The 19,142-nt window shown below is 43.8% G+C and carries 18 protein-coding genes; 15 read left to right on the plus strand and 3 right to left on the minus strand.

Going from position 1 to position 19,142, the window contains the following annotated elements:
- Window positions 1-281 precede the first annotated feature (281 nt).
- Window positions 282-941 (minus strand): ribose-5-phosphate isomerase RpiA, encoded by a 660-nt coding sequence (gene rpiA / locus HRU23_05790; GenBank protein ID NRA53637.1) that lies wholly within the window; start codon window positions 939-941, stop codon window positions 282-284.
- A gap of 216 nt (window positions 942-1,157) precedes the next feature.
- On the opposite strand from rpiA, the gene HRU23_05795 reads away from it, so the two are divergent.
- Window positions 1,158-1,442 carry a GIY-YIG nuclease family protein gene (locus HRU23_05795; protein NRA53638.1) on the plus strand — a complete coding sequence of 95 codons (285 nt, stop codon included), beginning with the start codon at window positions 1,158-1,160 and terminating at the stop codon, window positions 1,440-1,442.
- A 48-nt stretch (window positions 1,443-1,490) separates the two neighbouring features.
- Here HRU23_05795 and HRU23_05800 read toward each other — a convergent pair whose 3' ends face one another.
- The gene (locus HRU23_05800) at window positions 1,491-1,868 is read right to left on the minus strand and encodes a PH domain-containing protein (GenBank protein NRA53639.1); all 378 of its coding nucleotides are present in this window, start codon (window positions 1,866-1,868) and stop codon (window positions 1,491-1,493) included.
- 224 nt (window positions 1,869-2,092) lie between these two features.
- Between HRU23_05800 and HRU23_05805 the strand changes: the two genes are divergently transcribed.
- From HRU23_05805 to HRU23_05870, 14 genes are all read left to right on the plus strand, one after another.
- Window positions 2,093-2,230, plus strand: a complete 138-nt coding sequence (locus tag HRU23_05805; protein NRA53640.1) for a TIGR02808 family protein — start codon at window positions 2,093-2,095, stop codon at window positions 2,228-2,230.
- A 13-nt stretch (window positions 2,231-2,243) separates the two neighbouring features.
- Window positions 2,244-2,555: a chaperone NapD gene (locus HRU23_05810; protein NRA53641.1), complete on the plus strand. Its 312-nt coding sequence runs from the start codon at window positions 2,244-2,246 to the stop codon at window positions 2,553-2,555.
- A 68-nt stretch (window positions 2,556-2,623) separates the two neighbouring features.
- Window positions 2,624-5,113 (plus strand): nitrate reductase catalytic subunit NapA, encoded by a 2,490-nt coding sequence (gene napA, locus HRU23_05815; protein ID NRA53642.1) that lies wholly within the window; start codon window positions 2,624-2,626, stop codon window positions 5,111-5,113.
- Window positions 5,114-5,215: 102 nt separating this feature from the next.
- Window positions 5,216-5,680: a nitrate reductase cytochrome c-type subunit gene (locus HRU23_05820; protein ID NRA53643.1), complete on the plus strand. Its 465-nt coding sequence runs from the start codon at window positions 5,216-5,218 to the stop codon at window positions 5,678-5,680.
- Window positions 5,681-5,700: 20 nt separating this feature from the next.
- Window positions 5,701-6,285 (plus strand): cytochrome c3 family protein, encoded by a 585-nt coding sequence (locus HRU23_05825; protein ID NRA53644.1) that lies wholly within the window; start codon window positions 5,701-5,703, stop codon window positions 6,283-6,285.
- 187 nt (window positions 6,286-6,472) lie between these two features.
- The gene (gene ppk1 / locus HRU23_05830; protein ID NRA53645.1) at window positions 6,473-8,593 is read left to right on the plus strand and encodes a polyphosphate kinase 1; all 2,121 of its coding nucleotides are present in this window, start codon (window positions 6,473-6,475) and stop codon (window positions 8,591-8,593) included.
- A complete protein-coding gene (locus HRU23_05835) occupies window positions 8,590-10,101 on the plus strand; it encodes a Ppx/GppA family phosphatase (GenBank protein NRA53646.1) in 1,512 nt (503 codons plus the stop codon). Before ppk1 ends, HRU23_05835 begins: the two co-directional genes overlap by 4 nt.
- Window positions 10,102-10,390: 289 nt before the next feature.
- Window positions 10,391-11,263, plus strand: a complete 873-nt coding sequence (locus HRU23_05840) for an ABC transporter ATP-binding protein (GenBank protein NRA53647.1) — start codon at window positions 10,391-10,393, stop codon at window positions 11,261-11,263.
- Between the two features lie 17 nt (window positions 11,264-11,280).
- Window positions 11,281-12,285 carry an ABC transporter permease gene (locus HRU23_05845; protein NRA53648.1) on the plus strand — a complete coding sequence of 335 codons (1,005 nt, stop codon included), beginning with the start codon at window positions 11,281-11,283 and terminating at the stop codon, window positions 12,283-12,285.
- Window positions 12,286-12,420: 135 nt separating this feature from the next.
- Window positions 12,421-13,548, plus strand: a complete 1,128-nt coding sequence (queG, locus tag HRU23_05850; GenBank protein ID NRA53649.1) for a tRNA epoxyqueuosine(34) reductase QueG — start codon at window positions 12,421-12,423, stop codon at window positions 13,546-13,548.
- Between the two features lie 10 nt (window positions 13,549-13,558).
- The gene (locus HRU23_05855) at window positions 13,559-14,548 is read left to right on the plus strand and encodes a BMP family ABC transporter substrate-binding protein (GenBank protein NRA53650.1); all 990 of its coding nucleotides are present in this window, start codon (window positions 13,559-13,561) and stop codon (window positions 14,546-14,548) included.
- Window positions 14,545-16,092, plus strand: a complete 1,548-nt coding sequence (locus tag HRU23_05860; GenBank protein ID NRA53651.1) for an ATP-binding cassette domain-containing protein — start codon at window positions 14,545-14,547, stop codon at window positions 16,090-16,092. Before HRU23_05855 ends, HRU23_05860 begins: the two co-directional genes overlap by 4 nt.
- Window positions 16,085-17,194, plus strand: a complete 1,110-nt coding sequence (locus HRU23_05865; GenBank protein NRA53652.1) for an ABC transporter permease — start codon at window positions 16,085-16,087, stop codon at window positions 17,192-17,194. The genes HRU23_05860 and HRU23_05865 overlap by 8 nt, the downstream gene beginning before the upstream one ends.
- The gene (locus HRU23_05870; GenBank protein ID NRA53653.1) at window positions 17,181-18,143 is read left to right on the plus strand and encodes an ABC transporter permease; all 963 of its coding nucleotides are present in this window, start codon (window positions 17,181-17,183) and stop codon (window positions 18,141-18,143) included. Before HRU23_05865 ends, HRU23_05870 begins: the two co-directional genes overlap by 14 nt.
- Before the next feature lie 16 nt (window positions 18,144-18,159).
- On the opposite strand, the gene HRU23_05875 is transcribed toward HRU23_05870, so the two are convergent.
- The gene (locus HRU23_05875) at window positions 18,160-19,101 is read right to left on the minus strand and encodes a hypothetical protein (protein ID NRA53654.1); all 942 of its coding nucleotides are present in this window, start codon (window positions 19,099-19,101) and stop codon (window positions 18,160-18,162) included.
- Between the last annotated feature and the right edge of the window lie 41 nt (window positions 19,102-19,142).

The following is a 19,142-nucleotide window of genomic DNA, read 5'->3' on the forward strand; positions in this document are numbered from 1 at the left end:
CGCTAAACTATTGGCTTGTCAGTTATTGTTTTACTAAGACTGAATCGATATTACTGCCAGTTATTACTTATATAAATAAGATTTATAGGGCGCAGTGTTAATAAAAGGTTAAATCGGTAGGAACTGTTGGTTTTTTTTGATATGAACAAGATATATTGAGAGTTATCTGTAGTTAATTATACAGAGTAGTGAGTAAATCAATGATTATTTCAAATGAGCGTTTAAATCAAGGGCGAGTTTATGTCGCCCTTTCGACTAAAGTTGGCTAGTGTTTATTGCGATTAAATGTTAATCGTTTTGACCCCGTCATTGGTCGCCATCAGAAGTATGTCGGCGCTACGCTTAGCAAAGAAGCCGTTAGTAACAACGCCGACAATGCTGTCGATATCGCGCTCTAATTGGCAGGCATTTTCAACGTTTAAGTTATAAACATCAAGAATGACATTGCCGTTATCTGTGACAACACCTGAGCGGTAAACGGGATCGCCACCAAGCTTAACTAATTGGCGGGCAACATGTGAACGGGCGATTGGAATGACTTCGACTGGCAGTGGAAACTCACCGAGCAATTTCACGTATTTAGATTGGTCGGCGATGCAAATGAATTTATCAGCCACGGCTGCAATAATTTTTTCTCGGGTTAAGGCTGCGCCGCCACCCTTAATCATTTGCATGTTGTGGTTGATTTCGTCGGCGCCATCAACATAAATGCTTAACCCGTCGACACTGTTCAAGTCAAAAACTGGAATGCCATATTCTTTTAAGCGGCGAGTAGATTCTTCTGAACTTGAGACTGCCCCTTCAATATCGCCTTTAATGCTGCCTAATGCATCAATGAAATGATTGACGGTCGAACCGGTACCAACACCAATGATGGTATCTTTCTCAACGTATTGTAATGCCGCCCAGCCTGCTGCTTTTTTCATTTCGTTTTGATTCATTTTTTGTGATCCAGCTATCAATTTTAGAGCCGATATTGTACCCAAACTCAGGCCGCTTAGATAGTGCTGACCCACTTAACTGGCGCACGTAGTGACTTAGAAAGTCCAAGCTGTTTATTTGTCAGCCAAACAACAAGCGATCAAACTAAGTAAGCGAGTTATTTGGATTAAGGTGTTATTGTGGCAAATTAAATTGAATAATTGTTAGAGCACGCAATGACTGAAGTCGCAAAAGAATCCGCTTGGTTTGTTTATATGGTCAGGTGTCGAGATAACTCATTATATAGTGGGGTCACCACCGACTTAGCCCGCCGTGAACATGAGCATAATAGCTCGGTCAAAGGCGCTAAATATACGCGGGTGCGCCGCCCGGTTAGCTTGGTCTTTAGTCAAGCCGTCGCTAACCGCAGCATGGCGGGTAAATTAGAGGCTCGGCTAAAAAAATTAACGAAAAAAAATAAAGAACGCCTGATTAGTCAGGATCAAGAAATTACTCTATAGGCCTGCAACGCCGACAAACCTATCATGATCAATTTAGGCAGCGGTTGGTTAGTTAAACATGCAATTGGCTAATGTTTTCTGAATCGCTACCACATCGGCACCGCTTCTCAGTTCATGCACAATGGGCTCTGATCTGCCTGAAATCCAAATTTTTAATTCACTGTCCATATCAAAGTGACCGGCGCTTTCAACAATAAAGTGGGTAATTGATTTATAAGGGACCGAATGGTACTCGACTTTTTTACCGGTTATGCCCTGTTTATCAATAATAATCATTCGTTTGTTGGTAAAAATAAACATATCTCTAATCAGTTTAAAACCCAATTCTACTTGCTCATTATCGGCCAAAATCGGTGAAAACTCTTGATTGAGCTCTTGGCTATCTAGTTCGCTGGCATTGCCCATTAGGGCATCTAATATTCCCATTTTTGTTATTCCTTATTAAGTCAGTTGTCAGTTTATAGCAGCCTTTAACATCAATTGATATCGGCAGTTATACCATCGTTTATTAGTCTTTATTGTTCTAAAACAATAAACCCACAGTTTTATTGGGTGTTAATTCTAAAGATTGACCATGATCAATGCAGTGGCCAAAAAGCGACCTAAAATGCCTATATCGAATGTATTTAACCGCAACAGGAGTCTTAAGTATGAGCGCACTTGAGTCGATGATTTGGACCATTTTAGGCTATTTGGCCATGCCGACCATTTTCATTTTTGGGTTTGTCGGTGTTGCTGCCGTTTCTCTCTTTATTTTGAAGCTGCTGAACAAATCATCCCAACATTAACAGGAATATTAAAGTGATTAATTTACTCGAACAAGCTCCGGTCCACATTGCGGGGGTCTTAGTTAAGGTTTTTCCACATAACGGTAAAAAAGTATCGGCATTGCTCAATGCGTTGCCAGGTACTGAAGTTCATGACATATCGGCGCAGGGCGCGATGGTTGTGACCGTGGAAGCTACCGAGCAAGAAAAGAATATTGTTGATGTGATTACCCACTTAAGCACGTTAGATGGAGTGTTAGATGCGTCGTTAATTTTCCACCATAACGATGCGGGCTTGATCCCACACCAAGCTAAAGCGGCCAATGAGCCAATCAATTTTAGATAGTCGATAAAAACAGTTCGTAACAATAATAAATAATTAGCAAATAGACCCCTAAGTTAGGAGAAGAAGTGATGAGTCTTTCAAGACGTGACTTCATAAAAGCAAATGCAATAGCAGCAACAGCAGCTGCAGCCGGAGTTGTTGTACCGGTAGCGGCATCAAATTTGGTAACAGATCCCGCTAAAAGTAAAATTAAATGGGACAAAGCACCATGCCGTTTTTGTGGCACCGGTTGTAGTGTGTTGGTCGGTAGCCAAGATGGCAAAGTTGTCGCCACGCAAGGTGACCCCGATGCGCCGGTAAACAAAGGTTTAAATTGTATTAAAGGTTATTTTTTATCGAAGATTATGTACGGTAAGGATCGTTTAACCCAGCCATTGTTACGAATGACCAATGGTGAATACGACAAAGAAGGTGACTTTGTTCCGGTTAGTTGGGACAAGGCGTTTGATGTGATGGCGTTAAAATTTAAAAAAGCGCTCAAAGAAAAGGGGCCGACCTCAGTTGGCATGTTTGGTTCGGGTCAGTGGACGGTGATGGAAGGTTATGCCGCGGTTAAGCTCATGAAAGCTGGCTTTCGCTCTAACAATATTGATCCCAACGCGCGTCACTGCATGGCGTCTGCGGTCGGTGGTTTTATGCGGACCTTTGGCATTGATGAGCCGATGGGCTGTTATGACGATTTTGAACACTCAGACTGTTTTGTGCTGTGGGGTTCAAACATGGCTGAAATGCACCCTATTTTATGGACTCGCTTAACGGATCGGCGTTTATCTGATAGTGATGTACGAGTGCATGTGATGTCGACTTATACCCATCGTTCATTCGAGCTCGCTGACAATGGCATGATCTTTACTCCCAATACCGATTTGGCTATTGCTAACTACATTGCGCATTACATTATTGAGCATGACGCGGTTAACTGGGATTTTGTTAATAAACATACCCATTTCAAAAAAGCCACCACCGATATCGGTTATGGCTTGCGCCCAGAGCACAAGCTTGAGCAAGCGGCTAAAAATGTAAAGTCTGCAGGTAAAATGTATGACATGACCTTTGAAGAATACAAAGCACAAGTTGCTGAATATACTTTAGAAAAAACGGTCGAAATTTCTGGCGTACCGGCTCACAAACTAGAAGAAATGGCGAAAGCTTATGCCGATCCTAAGATTAAAGTAATGTCGCTCTGGACCATGGGCATGAACCAGCACACACGTGGTGTTTGGATGAATAGCTTGGTTTATAACATTCACTTGCTAACCGGTAAAATATCCGAGCCAGGCAATGGCCCATTTTCATTAACGGGTCAGCCTTCAGCTTGTGGCACGGCTCGTGAAGTTGGCACTTTCTCGCATCGCTTGCCGGCTGATTTACTGGTTAAGAAAAAAGCCCATCGCGACATTGCAGAAAAAATTTGGAAATTACCTGAAGGTACTATTCCGGCCAAACCGGGTTATCACGCCGCGCTGCAAAACCGGATGCTTAAAGACGGCAAGTTAAATGCTTATTGGGTGATGTGTAATAACAACATGCAAGCGGCAGCCAACATCAATGAAGAAGGTTTGCCGGGCTATCGTAACCCTGAAAACTTTATCGTGGTGTCTGACCCTTACCCTACAGTGACTTGTCAGGCGGCTGACTTGATCTTACCGACCGCGATGTGGGTCGAAAAAGAAGGCTGTTACGGTAATGCCGAGCGCCGGACTCAGCATTGGTTCCAGCAGGTTAAAGCGCCGGGTGAGGCGAAATCTGACTTATGGCAATTAATGGAGTTTGCAAAACGCTTTAAAATTGAAGAAGTGTGGACCGAAGAGCTGCTCGCTGCTGCGCCTCATTTACGTGGTAAAACAATGTACGACGTCTTGTATCGCAATGGCAATGTTGATGCGTTTTCAATTGACGAGGCCAAAGAGCTTAATGATGACGCCAACGATTGTGGCTTCTATGTGCAAAAGGGCTTATTTGAAGAATATGCGACGTTTGGTCGTGGTCATGGTCACGATTTAGCGCCGTATGAAATGTATCACACCGCTCGCGGCTTACGTTGGCCGGTAGTGGATGGCAAAGAAACCAAATGGCGCTTTAAAGAAGGCTCAGATCCTTATGTTGGCAAAGGTAAAGACTTTGAGTTTTACGGCAAGCCAGACGGTAAAGCACTGATTATCGCTGCCCCGTATGAAGCGCCACCAGAATCACCAGATCAAGAATACGATATGTGGTTATGTACTGGCCGCGTGCTTGAGCATTGGCACTCTGGGTCTATGACCCGTCGAGTACCAGAGCTATACCGTGCCTTCCCTGATGCGGTGGTCTTTATGCACCCTGATGACGCCCGTAAGCGCAACTTACGTCGCGGTGATGAAGTCATTGTCGAGTCGCGTCGTGGTGAAATGAAAAGCAGAATTGAAACCCGTGGCCGCAACAGACCACCCGTTGGTTTAGTGTTTGTGCCTTGGTTTGATGCTCGTCAGTTGATTAATAAGCTGACCCTTGATGCGACAGATCCCTTGTCAAAGCAAACTGACTTTAAAAAATGTGCAATAAAAGTGCGTAAGGCCTAAGCCTAATGCCCGCGCGGTGTTTGTCACCGTGAGGGCATCGTAAAGCATTTTGTTAACGGTGAGCCACTTTTGTTAACGGTGAGCCTCTAGGCGGAGTATACAATGAAAAAAATCATATTAGCCCTAATGATAATGGGTTTTGCTGCGGGATCCGTAGCACAAGAAGATCAAGTCATACCATCAAATAGCGGTGGTGTTGAATCACTGCGCGGCGTAATCGAACTCGATGTCACCCGCAGTGCCGATAAGCACAAACGAGTGATTAAAGATCGCGAACCGTTGCAACGCAACTATGTGCATCAACCACCAATCATTCCACATCAAATACGTGGTTATAAGATTAATTTAAACGCAAATAAGTGTTTATCTTGTCATGGGTGGAAATATGCGCGTGAAACGGGCGCAACAAAAGTCAGCCCAACCCACTTTGAAACGCGAGAAGGCATGACCTTGTCTGATGTTTCACCGCGTCGTTATTTCTGTTTACAGTGTCATGTGCCACAAGTTGATGGCAAGCCGCTGGTTGAAAATGACTTTAAGGCTGTTGATTCTTTGAGTCAGCAATAAGTAGCCTGAGGGAAGTGCTAATGAAACTATTGAAAAAAATATGGCGGACGTTGTCAGCGCCGAGCAAAGCGGGCGTCGGACTAATACTCGCGCTGGGCTTTATCGGTGGTGTGGTATTTTGGGGCGGCTTTAATACCGCGTTATCCCTGACTAATACCGAAGAGTTTTGTACCGGCTGTCATGAAATGGCTGATAATGTGTATCAGGAATATCGTGAAACCATTCATTACTCGAATCGTTCTGGGGTGAGGGCTACTTGTCCAGATTGTCACGTACCAAAGGATTGGACCCATAAAATTATTCGTAAAATTGCCGCCAGTAAAGAGGTCTGGGGCATGCTGACGGGGGTAATAGATACCCGAGAGAAGTTTGTTGAACACCGTAAATCGATGGCGATGCGCGAATGGAAGCGGATGAAGGACAACGACTCTCGAGAGTGTCGTAACTGCCACAACTTTGAATACATGGATTTTAGTGAGCAAGGCAGCCGCAGCGTTAAGATGCACTCAAGCGCATTGGCCAGTGGTGAAAAAACCTGTATCGATTGTCATAAGGGTATCGCACATGAATTACCTGACATGAAAGACGTAGAGGGTTGGCACTAAGTTAACAAGAATACGCGAAGATTTGTTCGTGCTAAAAGACCGCTTAGGCGGTCTTTTTTGTTGCAAAGATGTCGCTGACATAACGAAGTTTACTTGCTGCACGCGTAATAAGCTCTTCGTAAAACTGTAATATATTTGTCATCTTGCGGATTTAAAATGACGACTTCTAGCGCTAGAGTGTCGCATTATGGATCAATATAATTATTTAGAAAAAGAACTTAGTTGGTTGTCATTTAATCATCGGGTATTGCAAGAAGCGCAAGATGATAACGTGCCCTTATTAGAACGATTACGTTTTTTAGGTATTTATTCTAGCAACATGGATGAATTTTACCGGGTTCGGGTTGCTAATCTTCGGCGCCAAGTATTGTTGTTGCAAGCGCCAAATCAAAAATTAATCGCGTTAAAACTCTTTGATGACATTCAAGATAAAGTCATCAATTTACAAGCTGAATTTGACCAAACATACCTTGTTCTATTGCGCCGTTTGGCTGACAATAATATCAACCTCATTAATGAAACACAGCTGAGTCAACAGCAGGGCTTGTGGTTAACCGATTATTATCACGCCAAGTTACGCCGTCATATATTCCCGCTAATTATTAATAACAACATGAAGCTTATAGATCTTATTAATGACGAAAGCACCTATTTAATGGTTGGCATCGAGCAAACTAATCAAACGCAATATGCCTTGGTTGAAGTGCCTAGCAGCAATGTGCCACGTTTTGTCGAATTGCCTAAAGATCCGGTCAGCGGCGCGAAAAACATTATCTTGCTTGATAATATTATTCGCCATTGTTTAAGGGACATTTTCATTGGATTTTTCGAGTTTGATAAAATTAATGCCTATTCAATGAAGCTAACCCGCGATGCTGAGTTGGACGTAAAACAAGAATTTAGCCAAAGCTTATATGAGCAAATGAGTAAAAGCTTACGCCGGCGTCTTAACGCTACGCCAGTGCGGTTAGTCTTTGATCACAAAATGCCAGCCGAGATGCTTAAGACACTCAAGAAAAACTTAAAGATTAGCCATAATCAGGGGCTGATCGCTGGTGGCCGTTATCATAGCTTTAAAGATTTTATTGAATTTCCGAGTTTGGACAATAAACAACTCGAGTTTAGTAAAATACCGGCGCTAGAACATCCTCAATTTGAGCAGTTTACTACCGCTTTTAGTGCGATTAAGGCACGGGATATCTTGCTGTATTATCCGTATCATAAGTTTTCACATTTTACTGAGTTATTGCGCCAAGCGGCCTTTGATCCCAAAGTTAAGCAAATTGAAATTTGTTTGTACCGAGTGGCCAAAAAATCACGGGTGATCTCAGCGTTAATTGAAGCGGTAAAAAATGGCAAAATCGTTAAGGTTAATATCGAACTTAAAGCACGATTTGACGAACAAGCGAATTTAATTTCGGCAGAAAAGCTCACCAATGCCGGCGCGCAGGTATCTTACGGCATTGAAGGGTTAAAGGTTCATGCCAAAATATGCTTAATTAGCCGACTTGAAGAGCAAGGTTTGGTGCAATATGCCCATATTGGCACCGGGAACTTCAACGAAAAAAACGCCAAAATATATACCGACTTTAGCTTGTTTACTTGCCACCCGGAAATCACTAAAGAAGTTAGCAAGGTATTTGAGTTTATTGAAAAACCTTATCACAAATACCAGTTTAAACATTTGCTGGTTTCACCGATAAACGCCAGAGAAGAATTAAACCAGCTGATTGATCAGGAAATTAAAGCGGCCTCAAATAATCAAAGTAACGGCATTACCCTTAAATTAAATAATTTAGTCGATAAAAAACTCATCAATAAATTATACCAAGCCAATAATGCTGGGGTTAACGTGAATTTAATTGTGCGCGGTATTTGCTCGTTAGTGACTGGTATTGTAGGGCAAAGCGAAAATATTAATGCGATAAGCTTGGTCGGACGTTATCTTGAGCACCCACGCGTGGCCATTTTTAACAATAATGGCCAGCCTAAAGTTTATATTTCTTCGGCAGATTGGATGACCCGTAATATTGAGCAACGGGTCGAAGTAGGTTGCCCTATTTTGTGCCCGCAAGTTAAACAAACTATTATCGATATCATTAATATTCAATTGCAGGACAACGTCAAAGCTCGATTAATCAATCAACCGCAATCAAACCCTTATCAGCAAGCGTATATTGAACTTATTGCTAAAAATGATGCCCAGCTTGAAATTCACCATTACCTCAAGCCGCCGAAAACACTGGAAAATTCGCGTGCTAAAGCAGAGCACACTCAACAGTTTATTTCACATGAGGTAACGTTATGAACACGACCCGACATGTTGTTGCGATAGATATTGGATCGAACAGTTTTCATTTAATTATTGCCAAGGAGCATGCGGGGTGTCTCACTATTGTTGACCGTCAAAAGCAGCAAGTTTCGTTAAGTGACGGCTTTGACGCCAATGGCAATTTAACGGCTGCAGCGATTAGTCGGGGGGTTGAGTGCTTAAAAGAATTTTCGCAACGTTTTTCTCGGTTGCCCCATAGTGCGGTGCGCATTGTCGCGACGCATAGTTTACGTAAGGCGAAAAATCGCGACCAGTTCATTAAGGCGGCCTTTAAAGTATTGCCATACCCGATTGAAGTGATTGATGGTCAAACTGAAGCGGCTTTGATATATCAAGGCGTCGCTCATACCCAAGCGATTAAAGGCCGCACACTGGTGATTGATATCGGAGGTGGCAGTACCGAGTTGGTGATTGGTCGCCATTTTGATACCTGTCTTAAAGAAAGTTTGGAGATTGGCACCGGACAGTTTCGGCGTCAGTTTTTTGTCGATGGTAATATTAGTCAGCAACAATTTGATCAAGCTTACGACTGTGCGATTATTCATTTATCGACCGTCGCCGATCGTTTTCGTCAATACGGTTGGAAAACTGTGCTGGGAACATCGGGCGCGTTTAAAATGATTGAGCTGTGCTTAAAAGAGATTAATGGCAGCAGTAAAATTAGCGCCAAACAGCTCAAGCGCTTAAAAAAACAATTGTTGCATTGGCAAACTTGCGACAACATTCCATTGCGATCTATCCCCGCTGACAAATTAAGCTTGTTACCCGGTGCCGTGGCTATTGTTAGCGCGTGTTTTGATATCTTGGCGATCGCCAGCCTAACTTATTGCAGCGGCGCGCTAAGGGAGGGGGTATTGTATGGTTTAAGTCATTCCCGCAGCGACAGTGATAGTAGAGAACGTACCATTAGCAGTATGTGCAAGTTATATCACACAGATCACGATTACAGTCGTCGTGTTATTGCGCAAATTAACCAATTTGGTGACCAACTCGAGCTGCAATCAAAGCAACTAAAATCAGTTAAGCACTCGTCAGTCGTGCCACTCAATGATGCTGAATTACACGCCTTAACGTGGGCGGCGCAGTTGCATGAGATTGGCCTAAGCATTAACTCGGTTAAACGCCAACAACATGGGGCTTATATTGTTCAGCACAGTGAAATGTTGGGCTTTAGTGAAGAGGAGCGCTGGTTGTTAAAAATATTAATTGGAAATCATCGCGGCAATATAAAACTGGAGCCTGACTTGGTTGGGGTAACTAAAGCGCGATTAGTCTTTTTAATCGCGTTGTTTCGGTTAGCTATTTCATGTACCCAAGGGCGGCTCAATATAGCCTGCATGCCACTGAAACTTCAATTTACTGAGCAACAAATTAAAGTCGAAATGACACCATCAATTACTGATAAAAAAGGTTTTTTTGATGAGTTAATTAAGCATTCCACCCGTTTGCAAGCGGTAGGGCTAACGCTCGCCCTCAATGAATAAAACACCTACCCTAAATGAAAAACCACTTGCCCATCTCAAATATTCCCAAGCACCGAGCTAAAATGATATTTTAGCTCGGTAACGCTAATACCAGGTTATTAGATACACCAAGCCCCGATCACAGCAACGCTAGGATCGATTGCAAATTTGATGTTTTTAGTGCTACTAGGTATTTCATACTTAAGTGTATTGTTTTTATTGAATATTAGCTGTTTTGTACTCAGATTAAGGGTAGACTGCATTAAGGTGTGCTACTTTTTTGAGCAAGGAAATCGCTGTGTCAGATGTAATTTTAAGCGCCCGCAATCTGGTTAAACAATACCCGGAAGTGCGTGCAGTTGATCATTTATCTTTTGATGTTTATCAAGGGGAATGTTTTGGTTTGTTGGGCCCTAATGGTGCCGGAAAATCGACGACCATTGAAATATTAGAAGATGTCATTAATGCCGATTCCGGCGAGGTCTTGTTTAATGGCCAGCTTCGCGATCAGCAGTTTGCACAGCAAATTGGCATTCAATTTCAAAACACCGCGTTACAGGATTTTTTGACGGTGACCGATACCTTAAAATTATTTCGAGCGCTCTATGATAATCCGGTGCCGCTAGCACAACTGATTGACAGTTGCGCGTTGCAAGACCTGCTCAAGCGAGATAACCGCAAACTATCAGGTGGCCAACGTCAACGCTTGTTATTAGCACTGGCCCTGATTAATGATCCGCAGTTGATCTTTTTGGACGAACCTACTACCGGACTTGACCCACAAGCCAGACGTAATTTTTGGCAATTGATTAAGCAATTAAAAGCCCAGGGTAAAACTATTTTGTTAACGACGCATTACATGGATGAGGCACAAGTATTGTGCGACCGTATTGCGATAGTGGATCAAGGTAAGGTTATTGCACTGGGCTCGCCAGCGCAGCTATTAACTCAGCACTTGCCAGGCATGATGGTAAAGCTGCCTCGTGGTGTTATTACCGATCCGAATGTTTTTGATTTTGAAATTATTGAAAATGAGCACGAAATTGAAATTGTCACCGAGCGAGTTGATGCCGTAGTGACCCAACTGCTGCGTCATCAAGTGGCGATTGACGGTTTAACTATCACAGCGCCAACCCTCGAAGATTTATTTTTGAAATTAACCGGACACGCATTGCGGGAGTAATTCACTTGTTTAGACGAATGTTGGCTTTGTGGCATGCCAGAAACTTAGAATTTGTGCGTGATCGCGCGTCATTATCTTGGAATATCGCTTTCCCATTATTATTGGTGTTAGGTTTGTCATTGGCATTTAGCCAAGGACAGCCCGACCAGTATCGGGTTGGCTTAATTACAGCAACTACTGCGCAACAGCCGAATGTTTTTAGCGACTTTAGTCAGCTTAAACACATTGAATTTGTAACTTACCCACAAACTGAGCAAGCATTAACCAAATTACGGCAACATCAGCTCGACTTGGTTATCGACCCGGGCTTGCAACGTTACTGGCTTAATCCGCAGTCGGCTAAAGGATATTTACTCGAAATTATTCTAAAGTCACAAGTTAAGCAGCCAATTGAAATGCAAGAAGTCAGCGGGCAAGCGATTAGTTATGTCGACTGGGTTTTACCCGGCATTATTGGCATGAATATGATGTTTAGTGGCCTGTTTGGTATTGGTTTTGTTATTGTTCGATATCGTAAAAATGGTGTGCTTAAACGGCTTAAAGCCACGCCGTTATCGGCCAGTGAGTTTATTTTCTCGCAAATTTTATCACGCATGTTCATTCAATTACTAACATCAATGTTGATTGCGTTAGCGTGCGTTGAATTGTTAGGACTAAAAATGAATGGCTCGTATTTCGACTTATTTGTCTTAATGTTATGTGGCAGCATGGCACTGATATCGGTTGGATTAATGATGGCGAGCAAATGTAAAAGTGAAGAATTTGCTGGCGGGCTGCTTAATATGGTGTCTTGGCCGATGATGTTTTTATCTGGCGTGTGGTTCTCGCTTGACAGTGCGCACCCCATTTTACAGCTGGTGGCTAACTTTGTGCCGCTCACTCATTTAGTTTCTGGCATGCGAGACATTATGCTAAATGGTGCTAACGTAATGGAATTGTTGCCTAATATATTTTCATTATTGGCAATGATGCTCTTTTGCACCGCCATTAGCGCGCGGTTATTTAGTTGGGGCGAAGACTGAAGTTAGCGCGGTGACGCAGGAACTAATTAGCGCTGCGATCATTAAATAACATCACCGCAGATAAAGCGGCGCTGAGGCTGAAAAAAATCGGAAAAAATGCTAGAGTAGCGATGATTTTTTTAAGAGAGATTTTTCGTGGACAGCAGTGTTTTTTATCAGCAATTAGCTGACAAAATAAAAGTGTGGGCGCTTGAGCTTGGTTTTAATGATGTTGGGATTAGCGATACCGATCTGAGCAGTCATGAGGCTGCGTTACAACGCTGGCTTGATCACGGCTATCATGGGGGCATGGATTACATGGCTCGTCATGGCATGATGCGCGCGCGTCCCGAAGAATTACTGCCGGGCACCTTACGCGTGATAAGTGTTCGACTAGATTACTTACCACCGCAAGCGCTGATCGTGTCGACGATGAAGCAACCGACGAAAGGCTATATTAGCCGTTATGCGACAGGTCGTGATTACCATAAAATGATGCGTAATCGGCTGAAAAAGTTACAGCAAAAAATTGAAACAGAGGTCAGTGATATCATTGCACGCCCGTTTGTTGATTCGGCGCCGGTGATGGAGCGTCCGCTGGCCGAAAAGGCTGGGCTGGGCTGGGTCGGTAAACATTCGTTGATTATTAATCAGCAAGCAGGGTCGTTTTTCTTTTTAGGTGAGCTGTTGATTAGTTTGCCATTGCCAATTTCGCAGCCCGTAGTTGAGCAATGCGGCAGCTGTGTTGCCTGTCTAACTATTTGCCCGACCGGCGCGATAACAGAACCTTATGTAGTTGACGGTCGGCGTTGTATTTCTTATTTAACGATTGAAAAATTTGGTGAAATACCACTGGAATTTCGCAAAGCAATAGGCAACCGAATTTATGGCTGCGATGATTGTCAGTTGATTTGTCCGTGGAATAAGTTTGCCCAAGCCAGTGATGAAGACGATTTTAAACCACGTAAAGATCTGCATTCGCCAGAGCTGGTTGAGTTGTTCAGTTGGAGTGAATCGTTCTTTTTAAAACAGACCGAAGGCTCAGCTATTCGCCGTATTGGCCACGAACGTTGGTTAAGAAATATTGCGGTGGCGCTGGGCAATGCCCCTTATGACGAAGAAATTGTCGCGGTGTTAAATGCTAAAAAATCACAAGTCACGGAATTAGTGGCAGAGCATATCGAGTGGGCGTTGGCTGAGCAACAGCAAAAAAATAATAGCGTTAATCGTAAAACTAAGCGTTTGCTTAACGCGGTAACTCGCGGCATGCCGACTCATCAGTAGAGGCTTTTCCTTGAAACGAATATGTTTAATCCTGGCTTGGTTGTTCTCGTCAATCTCGATGGCCGAGCCGTTGCCGGTGCGAGTTGCGGTTATTTACGATGGCGCCAGCAAATTTGACCAATCCTTTAGTCAGGCGGTGTATGTCAATGGCGTGTTAAAGCTACGAGCTGCGGGCATTGCGGTTAAAGAGTTTGAGCCGGCCCGTTCCGCCCAAATAGAGCAAGCTGTGATCAAATTAGCTCAGCGTGGCTATCAGCCGATTATTGGCGTCGGATTTAATACGGCGCCGGCGATCACCAAAGCAGCCAAGTTGTTTCCCGACCAAGCTTTTGTGGTGCTGGACAGTGTGATTGATTTACCCAATGTGCAATCGATAATTTTTGATGAGGCGCAGGGCGCCTATCTGGCCGGGGCGCTGGCAGCGATGAATAGCAACTCGCAGGTGATAGGGTTTGTTGGTGGCATGGATGTTGGGCTAATTACTAAATTTAGTTGTGGTTATATCCAAGGCGCGCGTTATGTTAGCCCAAATATCGTGGTGGTTAAAAATTACATTAGCTCAACGGTTAACGCTTGGAATGATCCAAGCAAGGCCAACGAACTGGCTAAAAGTCAAATTGAGCGTGGGGCCGATGTGTTATTTGCCGCGGCAGGCGGCTCGGGTCGCGGAGTGTACTTAGCCGCTCATGAAGCCAATATTTTAGCGATTGGGGTCGACTCGAATCAAAATGCATTGCAGCCACAGAGCATGTTAACGTCGATGGTTAAAAAGGTTGGCCAGGCAGTTTTTGCCTCCGTCACAAGTTCTATCGATGGCAGCTGGGCCAGCGGTGTCATCAATTATAATATGCAAGATAATTGGGTAGAATTGGTCAGAGACCACCATAATCGTCAGCTTTATAGTGATCGGCATTACATCAAAATTCAGCAGATAAAACAGCAACTGCTGACGGGAAAAATAAAGATTGAGCATCATACGGTTGCAGGTGCCTGTCGATGACGTTAGTTCCGGCATTAGAGCTCGTCAATATATCGAAACACTTTGCGGGCAATGTGGCACTTCACAACGCTTCGCTCAGTGTTGCTGCGGGATCAATTCACGGTATTGTCGGTGAAAATGGTGCGGGTAAATCAACCTTAATGCAAATAGCTTATGGCCTTGAACAGCCTGATAGCGGCTGCATAAAATTTGATGGCGCGGTGATTGCTGTTGATGACCCAAAAGCGGCGATAGCTCATGGCCTTGGCATGTTGCATCAAAAGGTTAGTTGGCTCGAACAGCTCTCAGTATTAGAAAATATTGTGTTGGGGCAGCCAATTGATAGTTATGTTTATCAAACGAATCGCGTGGCTGAACAAGAATTGCAACACTTAAGCCGAGAGTTCGGATTTAAATTCTCATTAAATCAGATTATGGCAGACTTAAGTTATAGCCAACGTCAGCAAGTTGACATTCTAAGGGCGTTATACCGCGGCGTTAGGGTATTGATATTAGATGAGCCAATGGCTTTGTTGTCCGCCGCTGAATCGCAGCATTTATTTAAGCTGTTTGTGTTACTTAAAACCCAGGGTATTTCGGTGGTGGTGGTATCGCATAAATTGGTGGCCTTACATCATATTTGCGATGTTATCTCGGTGATTAAACAAGGCGAGGTGATTAAGAGTATCGAGCCCAAGGATGTTAGCGTTGCTCAGATAACTAAATTGGTCGTTGGTCATGAAGTGACGATCCCCCAGATCATTGATAAGTCCGTTTGTGTTACTGGGCAGCCGGTGTTAACGGTGACCAAGCTTAATAGATATCGGTCGCCGCTAAGTAAAGCGGCAGTGCCTAGCTTGTTACTTAAAGATATTGATTTAACAATTAATAGCGGCCAAATTGTTGCCCTGGTTGGTTTGCCCGGTGCTGGCCAAAGCGAGTTATTGGATGTTATCGCTGGGCGTTCAGGCTTTGATTGGGGGCAAATAACCTTTGCTGGTCGAAAGTTTGATGCCTCCACTGCGTATAATATCTCCCAGGCACGCGAGCTGGGCATTGGTTATGTGCCAAATTCAGTGCTCGGACTCGGTTTAATTAGTGAGTTTTCGCTGGTTGAGTCGTTGATGTTAGGTTGTTGTTCAAAAAAGTGGTTTTGGAGTGGCTTAAGCCGTAGTAGCAATTTAAACCACTGCGCCCAGTTGATGACGCAATGGGATATTCGGCCGCATAATCCAAAGATGAAAAGTGGTTATTTTTCGGCGGGCAATCAACAAAAAATGGTCCTGGCGCGCGAAATAAACCAGCAGCCGCAGCTCTTGCTGTTAAACCAGCCAACTCATGGGGTCGATGTCGCAGGCATTGCGCTAATTTATCGCCAATTATTTGATCTGCGGCAGCGCGGAACCGCAATATTATTGGTTGCTGATGATTTAGATGAAGTGATTAGCTTGGCGGATCTCGCCGTGATATTTCAACAAGGCCGAATAGTCGCTTTGCTTGATAAGTCGCAACTGGCCAAGCAAAAACTGCGGCTGCTAATGACGTTGGGAGCTAATAATGAATAGGGATTTCCCACCGTGGTTTAACAGTTTATTATTAATTGTGGTTAATATTGGTTTGGCACTCATTGCGGGTGCCGTCGTGTTAATGGCGACCGATGTCGATGTCGGTTACGCGGCTAAAATCTTAATGTTTGGTGCTTTTGGCAATAGTGAGGGCATAGGTTACACCTTATTTTATGCGACCAACTTTATGTTTACTGGCTTGTCGGTCGCGTTAGCTTGGCATGCTGGTTTGTTTAATATCGGGGCCGAAGGGCAAGCGACCTTAGGCGGCATCGGCGTTGCTGTCGTGTGCGGTACTTTTGGTGATAGCTTGCCTTTTTGGCTGTTATTGGTGTTAACGACGATTAGCGCTGCGCTGTTTGGCGCGTTGTGGGCATTTATTCCTGGCTGGCTAAATGCGTATCGTGGCTCGCATATTGTGATCACCACCATTATGTTTAATTTTATTGCCTCATCGTTGCTGGTCTATTTATTAGTTAATGTCTTGAAAGGCCCTGAACAAATGGCATCGGTTAGTCCGATTTTTGCAGAAAACAGTTGGTTGCCTTATATTCACCAGCTACCCTTTGGCCTAGATTTAGCGGCTACTCCGCTTAATCTTTCTTTCTTTTGGGCACTATTGTGTTGTTTGCTTGTGCATTATTATTTGCACTCTAGCCGTTTTGGTTACGAGGCCAGAGCTGTTGGCTTTAGTGCTAAAGCTGCAGACTTTGCAGGTATAAACCAAGGTCGGGTTATTGTCATTACCATGATGTTATCGGGAGCGCTGGCAAGCTTTGTTGGGCTCAATGAAATTCAAGGTGCTTCACATCAACTGAAACTTGAATTTGTCGCGGGTTATGGCTTTGCCGGCATTGCGGTGGCTATTATTGGTCGAAACCAGCCGTTAGCGATTATTTTATCGAGTATTCTGTTTGGCGCGTTATATCAAGGAGGATCGGAGCTGGCCTTTAATATCGATCATATTGGCAATGACATTGTTTTACTGATTCAAGGATTAGTTATTTTGTTTTGCGGCGCGTTAGAGTGGATGCTTAAACCTAAGATCGACCGCTGGTTAAGTCGGGTCAAACGCCAAGGAGTGAGCAATGGACTGGACTAATTTAGCGCAATGGCTCGGGTTAATCGATGCGAGCATTCGCCTTGCAACGCCACTGTTGTTTGCAGCGCTGGCCGGCATGCTGAGTGAGCGTTCTGGCATTATTGATATTGGGTTAGAAGGTAAAATGTTGGTCAGTGCTTTTGCCGCGGCCGCCTGGGTCACCAGCACTGGGGTGGTATGGCAAGGGGTAGCCATTGCGATGTTAGCGGCGATGGGCTTGGCGCTATTGCATGCTTTTGCTTGCATTACCCATCGTGGCGATCAGGTTATATCGGGCATAGCAATTAACATGTTGGCATTGGCTGGCACCGCTATTCTAGGTCAGCACCTGTTTAATTTAGGCGGCATGACCCCAGTTTTAGCCGATGGTTTGAGGCTTGCTAACCTAGAATTCCCTGCTGTGATCGCGCGTAATGACAGCTTTTGGTCAATGGGATATTGGTTAGTACTTAGCGGTCACAATGTACTGGTATATGTGGCCTTTATCAGTGTGATACTTTTGAGTGGTTTTTTTAAGTTTTCGCCACTGGGCAAACAGGTCTTTGCAGCGGGGGAGAATCCTTTGGCGTTAAGTCGTGCCGGCGGCTCGGTTAACTTAACCCGTTATGGCGCGGTACTGGCGGGCGGTGCATTGTGTGGCTTAGCGGGTGCTTATTTATCAATTGGCCATGGCGCGGGTTTTATCAATAATATGACTGTTGGCAAAGGCTTTATTGCGCTTGCGGCGTTAATTTTTGGTCGCTGGCGCCCGAGCGGCGTGTTACTGGCTTGTCTGTTATTTGGCTTTTTGGACGCGCTCTCGATTAGAATGCAAGGGATCGAGTTGCTTGACACTGGTTATATCATTCCAATTCAGCTGATCGAAATGCTGCCTTATATTTTAACGGTAATAGTGCTGGCTGGTTGTATCACTAATCCTGCGGCGCCCAAAGCGCTGGGACGCCACTAGTTACTGAGCGGTTCGGCTAAGTTGTTAGCGGTATTGCTGATTCAACAAGCTTATTTTGGCTTGCTTGCGCGGCTGGTTGACTTATGGTGACAAAAATTTGTTGCGAACTTTTACAAAATCTCATGTCACAATCTAATAAGCAGTCGTCAAGGTAGTGCTGGTACTGAACCACTCGTTCCGGCTGAGCGACTACTTGTTTAATATATTCTCTGGAGTGCTCTGGCAATAACTTATATTTATCGAACTGCAGCTGTTTGATCAATGTCTCAGCGCTTTTGTTAAAATATTTTATCCGACCGCTCGTTGATATTCTTAGTAAAATGCTGGGGTGGTCAATAAAATACAGTGATAACCTTTGATACTTTTTAGTCAGGTTAACTTGATAACAAAAACCAACATAATTAATAACTAATGTGGCTATAAAGGTGATGCTTAGGCACAGTAAAATAATGTTCGCCATCGCGATACTGATATTAAGTTGTGATAAATTAGCCAATATGCGTTGTTGCGATAAATAGATTATGTTCTCTTGTGACAAGGTAACATCTTCAATTAAACGTAATAATTTGTGATTGTTTGCCGCTGCTTCATGGTCACTGCTGACTTGTATTTGTACTAACACCGACAGGTAACGTCGAGCAAAAAGAGCCAGTGGTTCTTTGTTATTAGAGCCGATTAATAGACTGGTAAGCCATTCTTTATGTTTGTTTGAATTATCTTCTATATAGCTGATTAAAACCTCGTCGTCTTGTTGATTGATAACTTTTAGTAAATTTTCTATATCGCGTTGTAACAAAGCCGCATTAGCTTGAGAGAAGCTTAATTGGGTGGCGATATTACTGTGATGATTGATATTTTGTTGATTAGCATAAAGCCAGCCGGCAAAAGCAATAAAGAGTAATCCAGCACAGTACATAGCAATTTTTTGGAGCATTTTCGCGGAGGACATTTTTTTCATTGGGTAGGGAGCCAAATATATATCATATTTATTAAGCTTAT

The organism is Gammaproteobacteria bacterium (genome assembly GCA_013214945.1).
Taxonomy (GTDB): domain Bacteria; phylum Pseudomonadota; class Gammaproteobacteria; order Enterobacterales; family Psychrobiaceae; genus Psychrobium.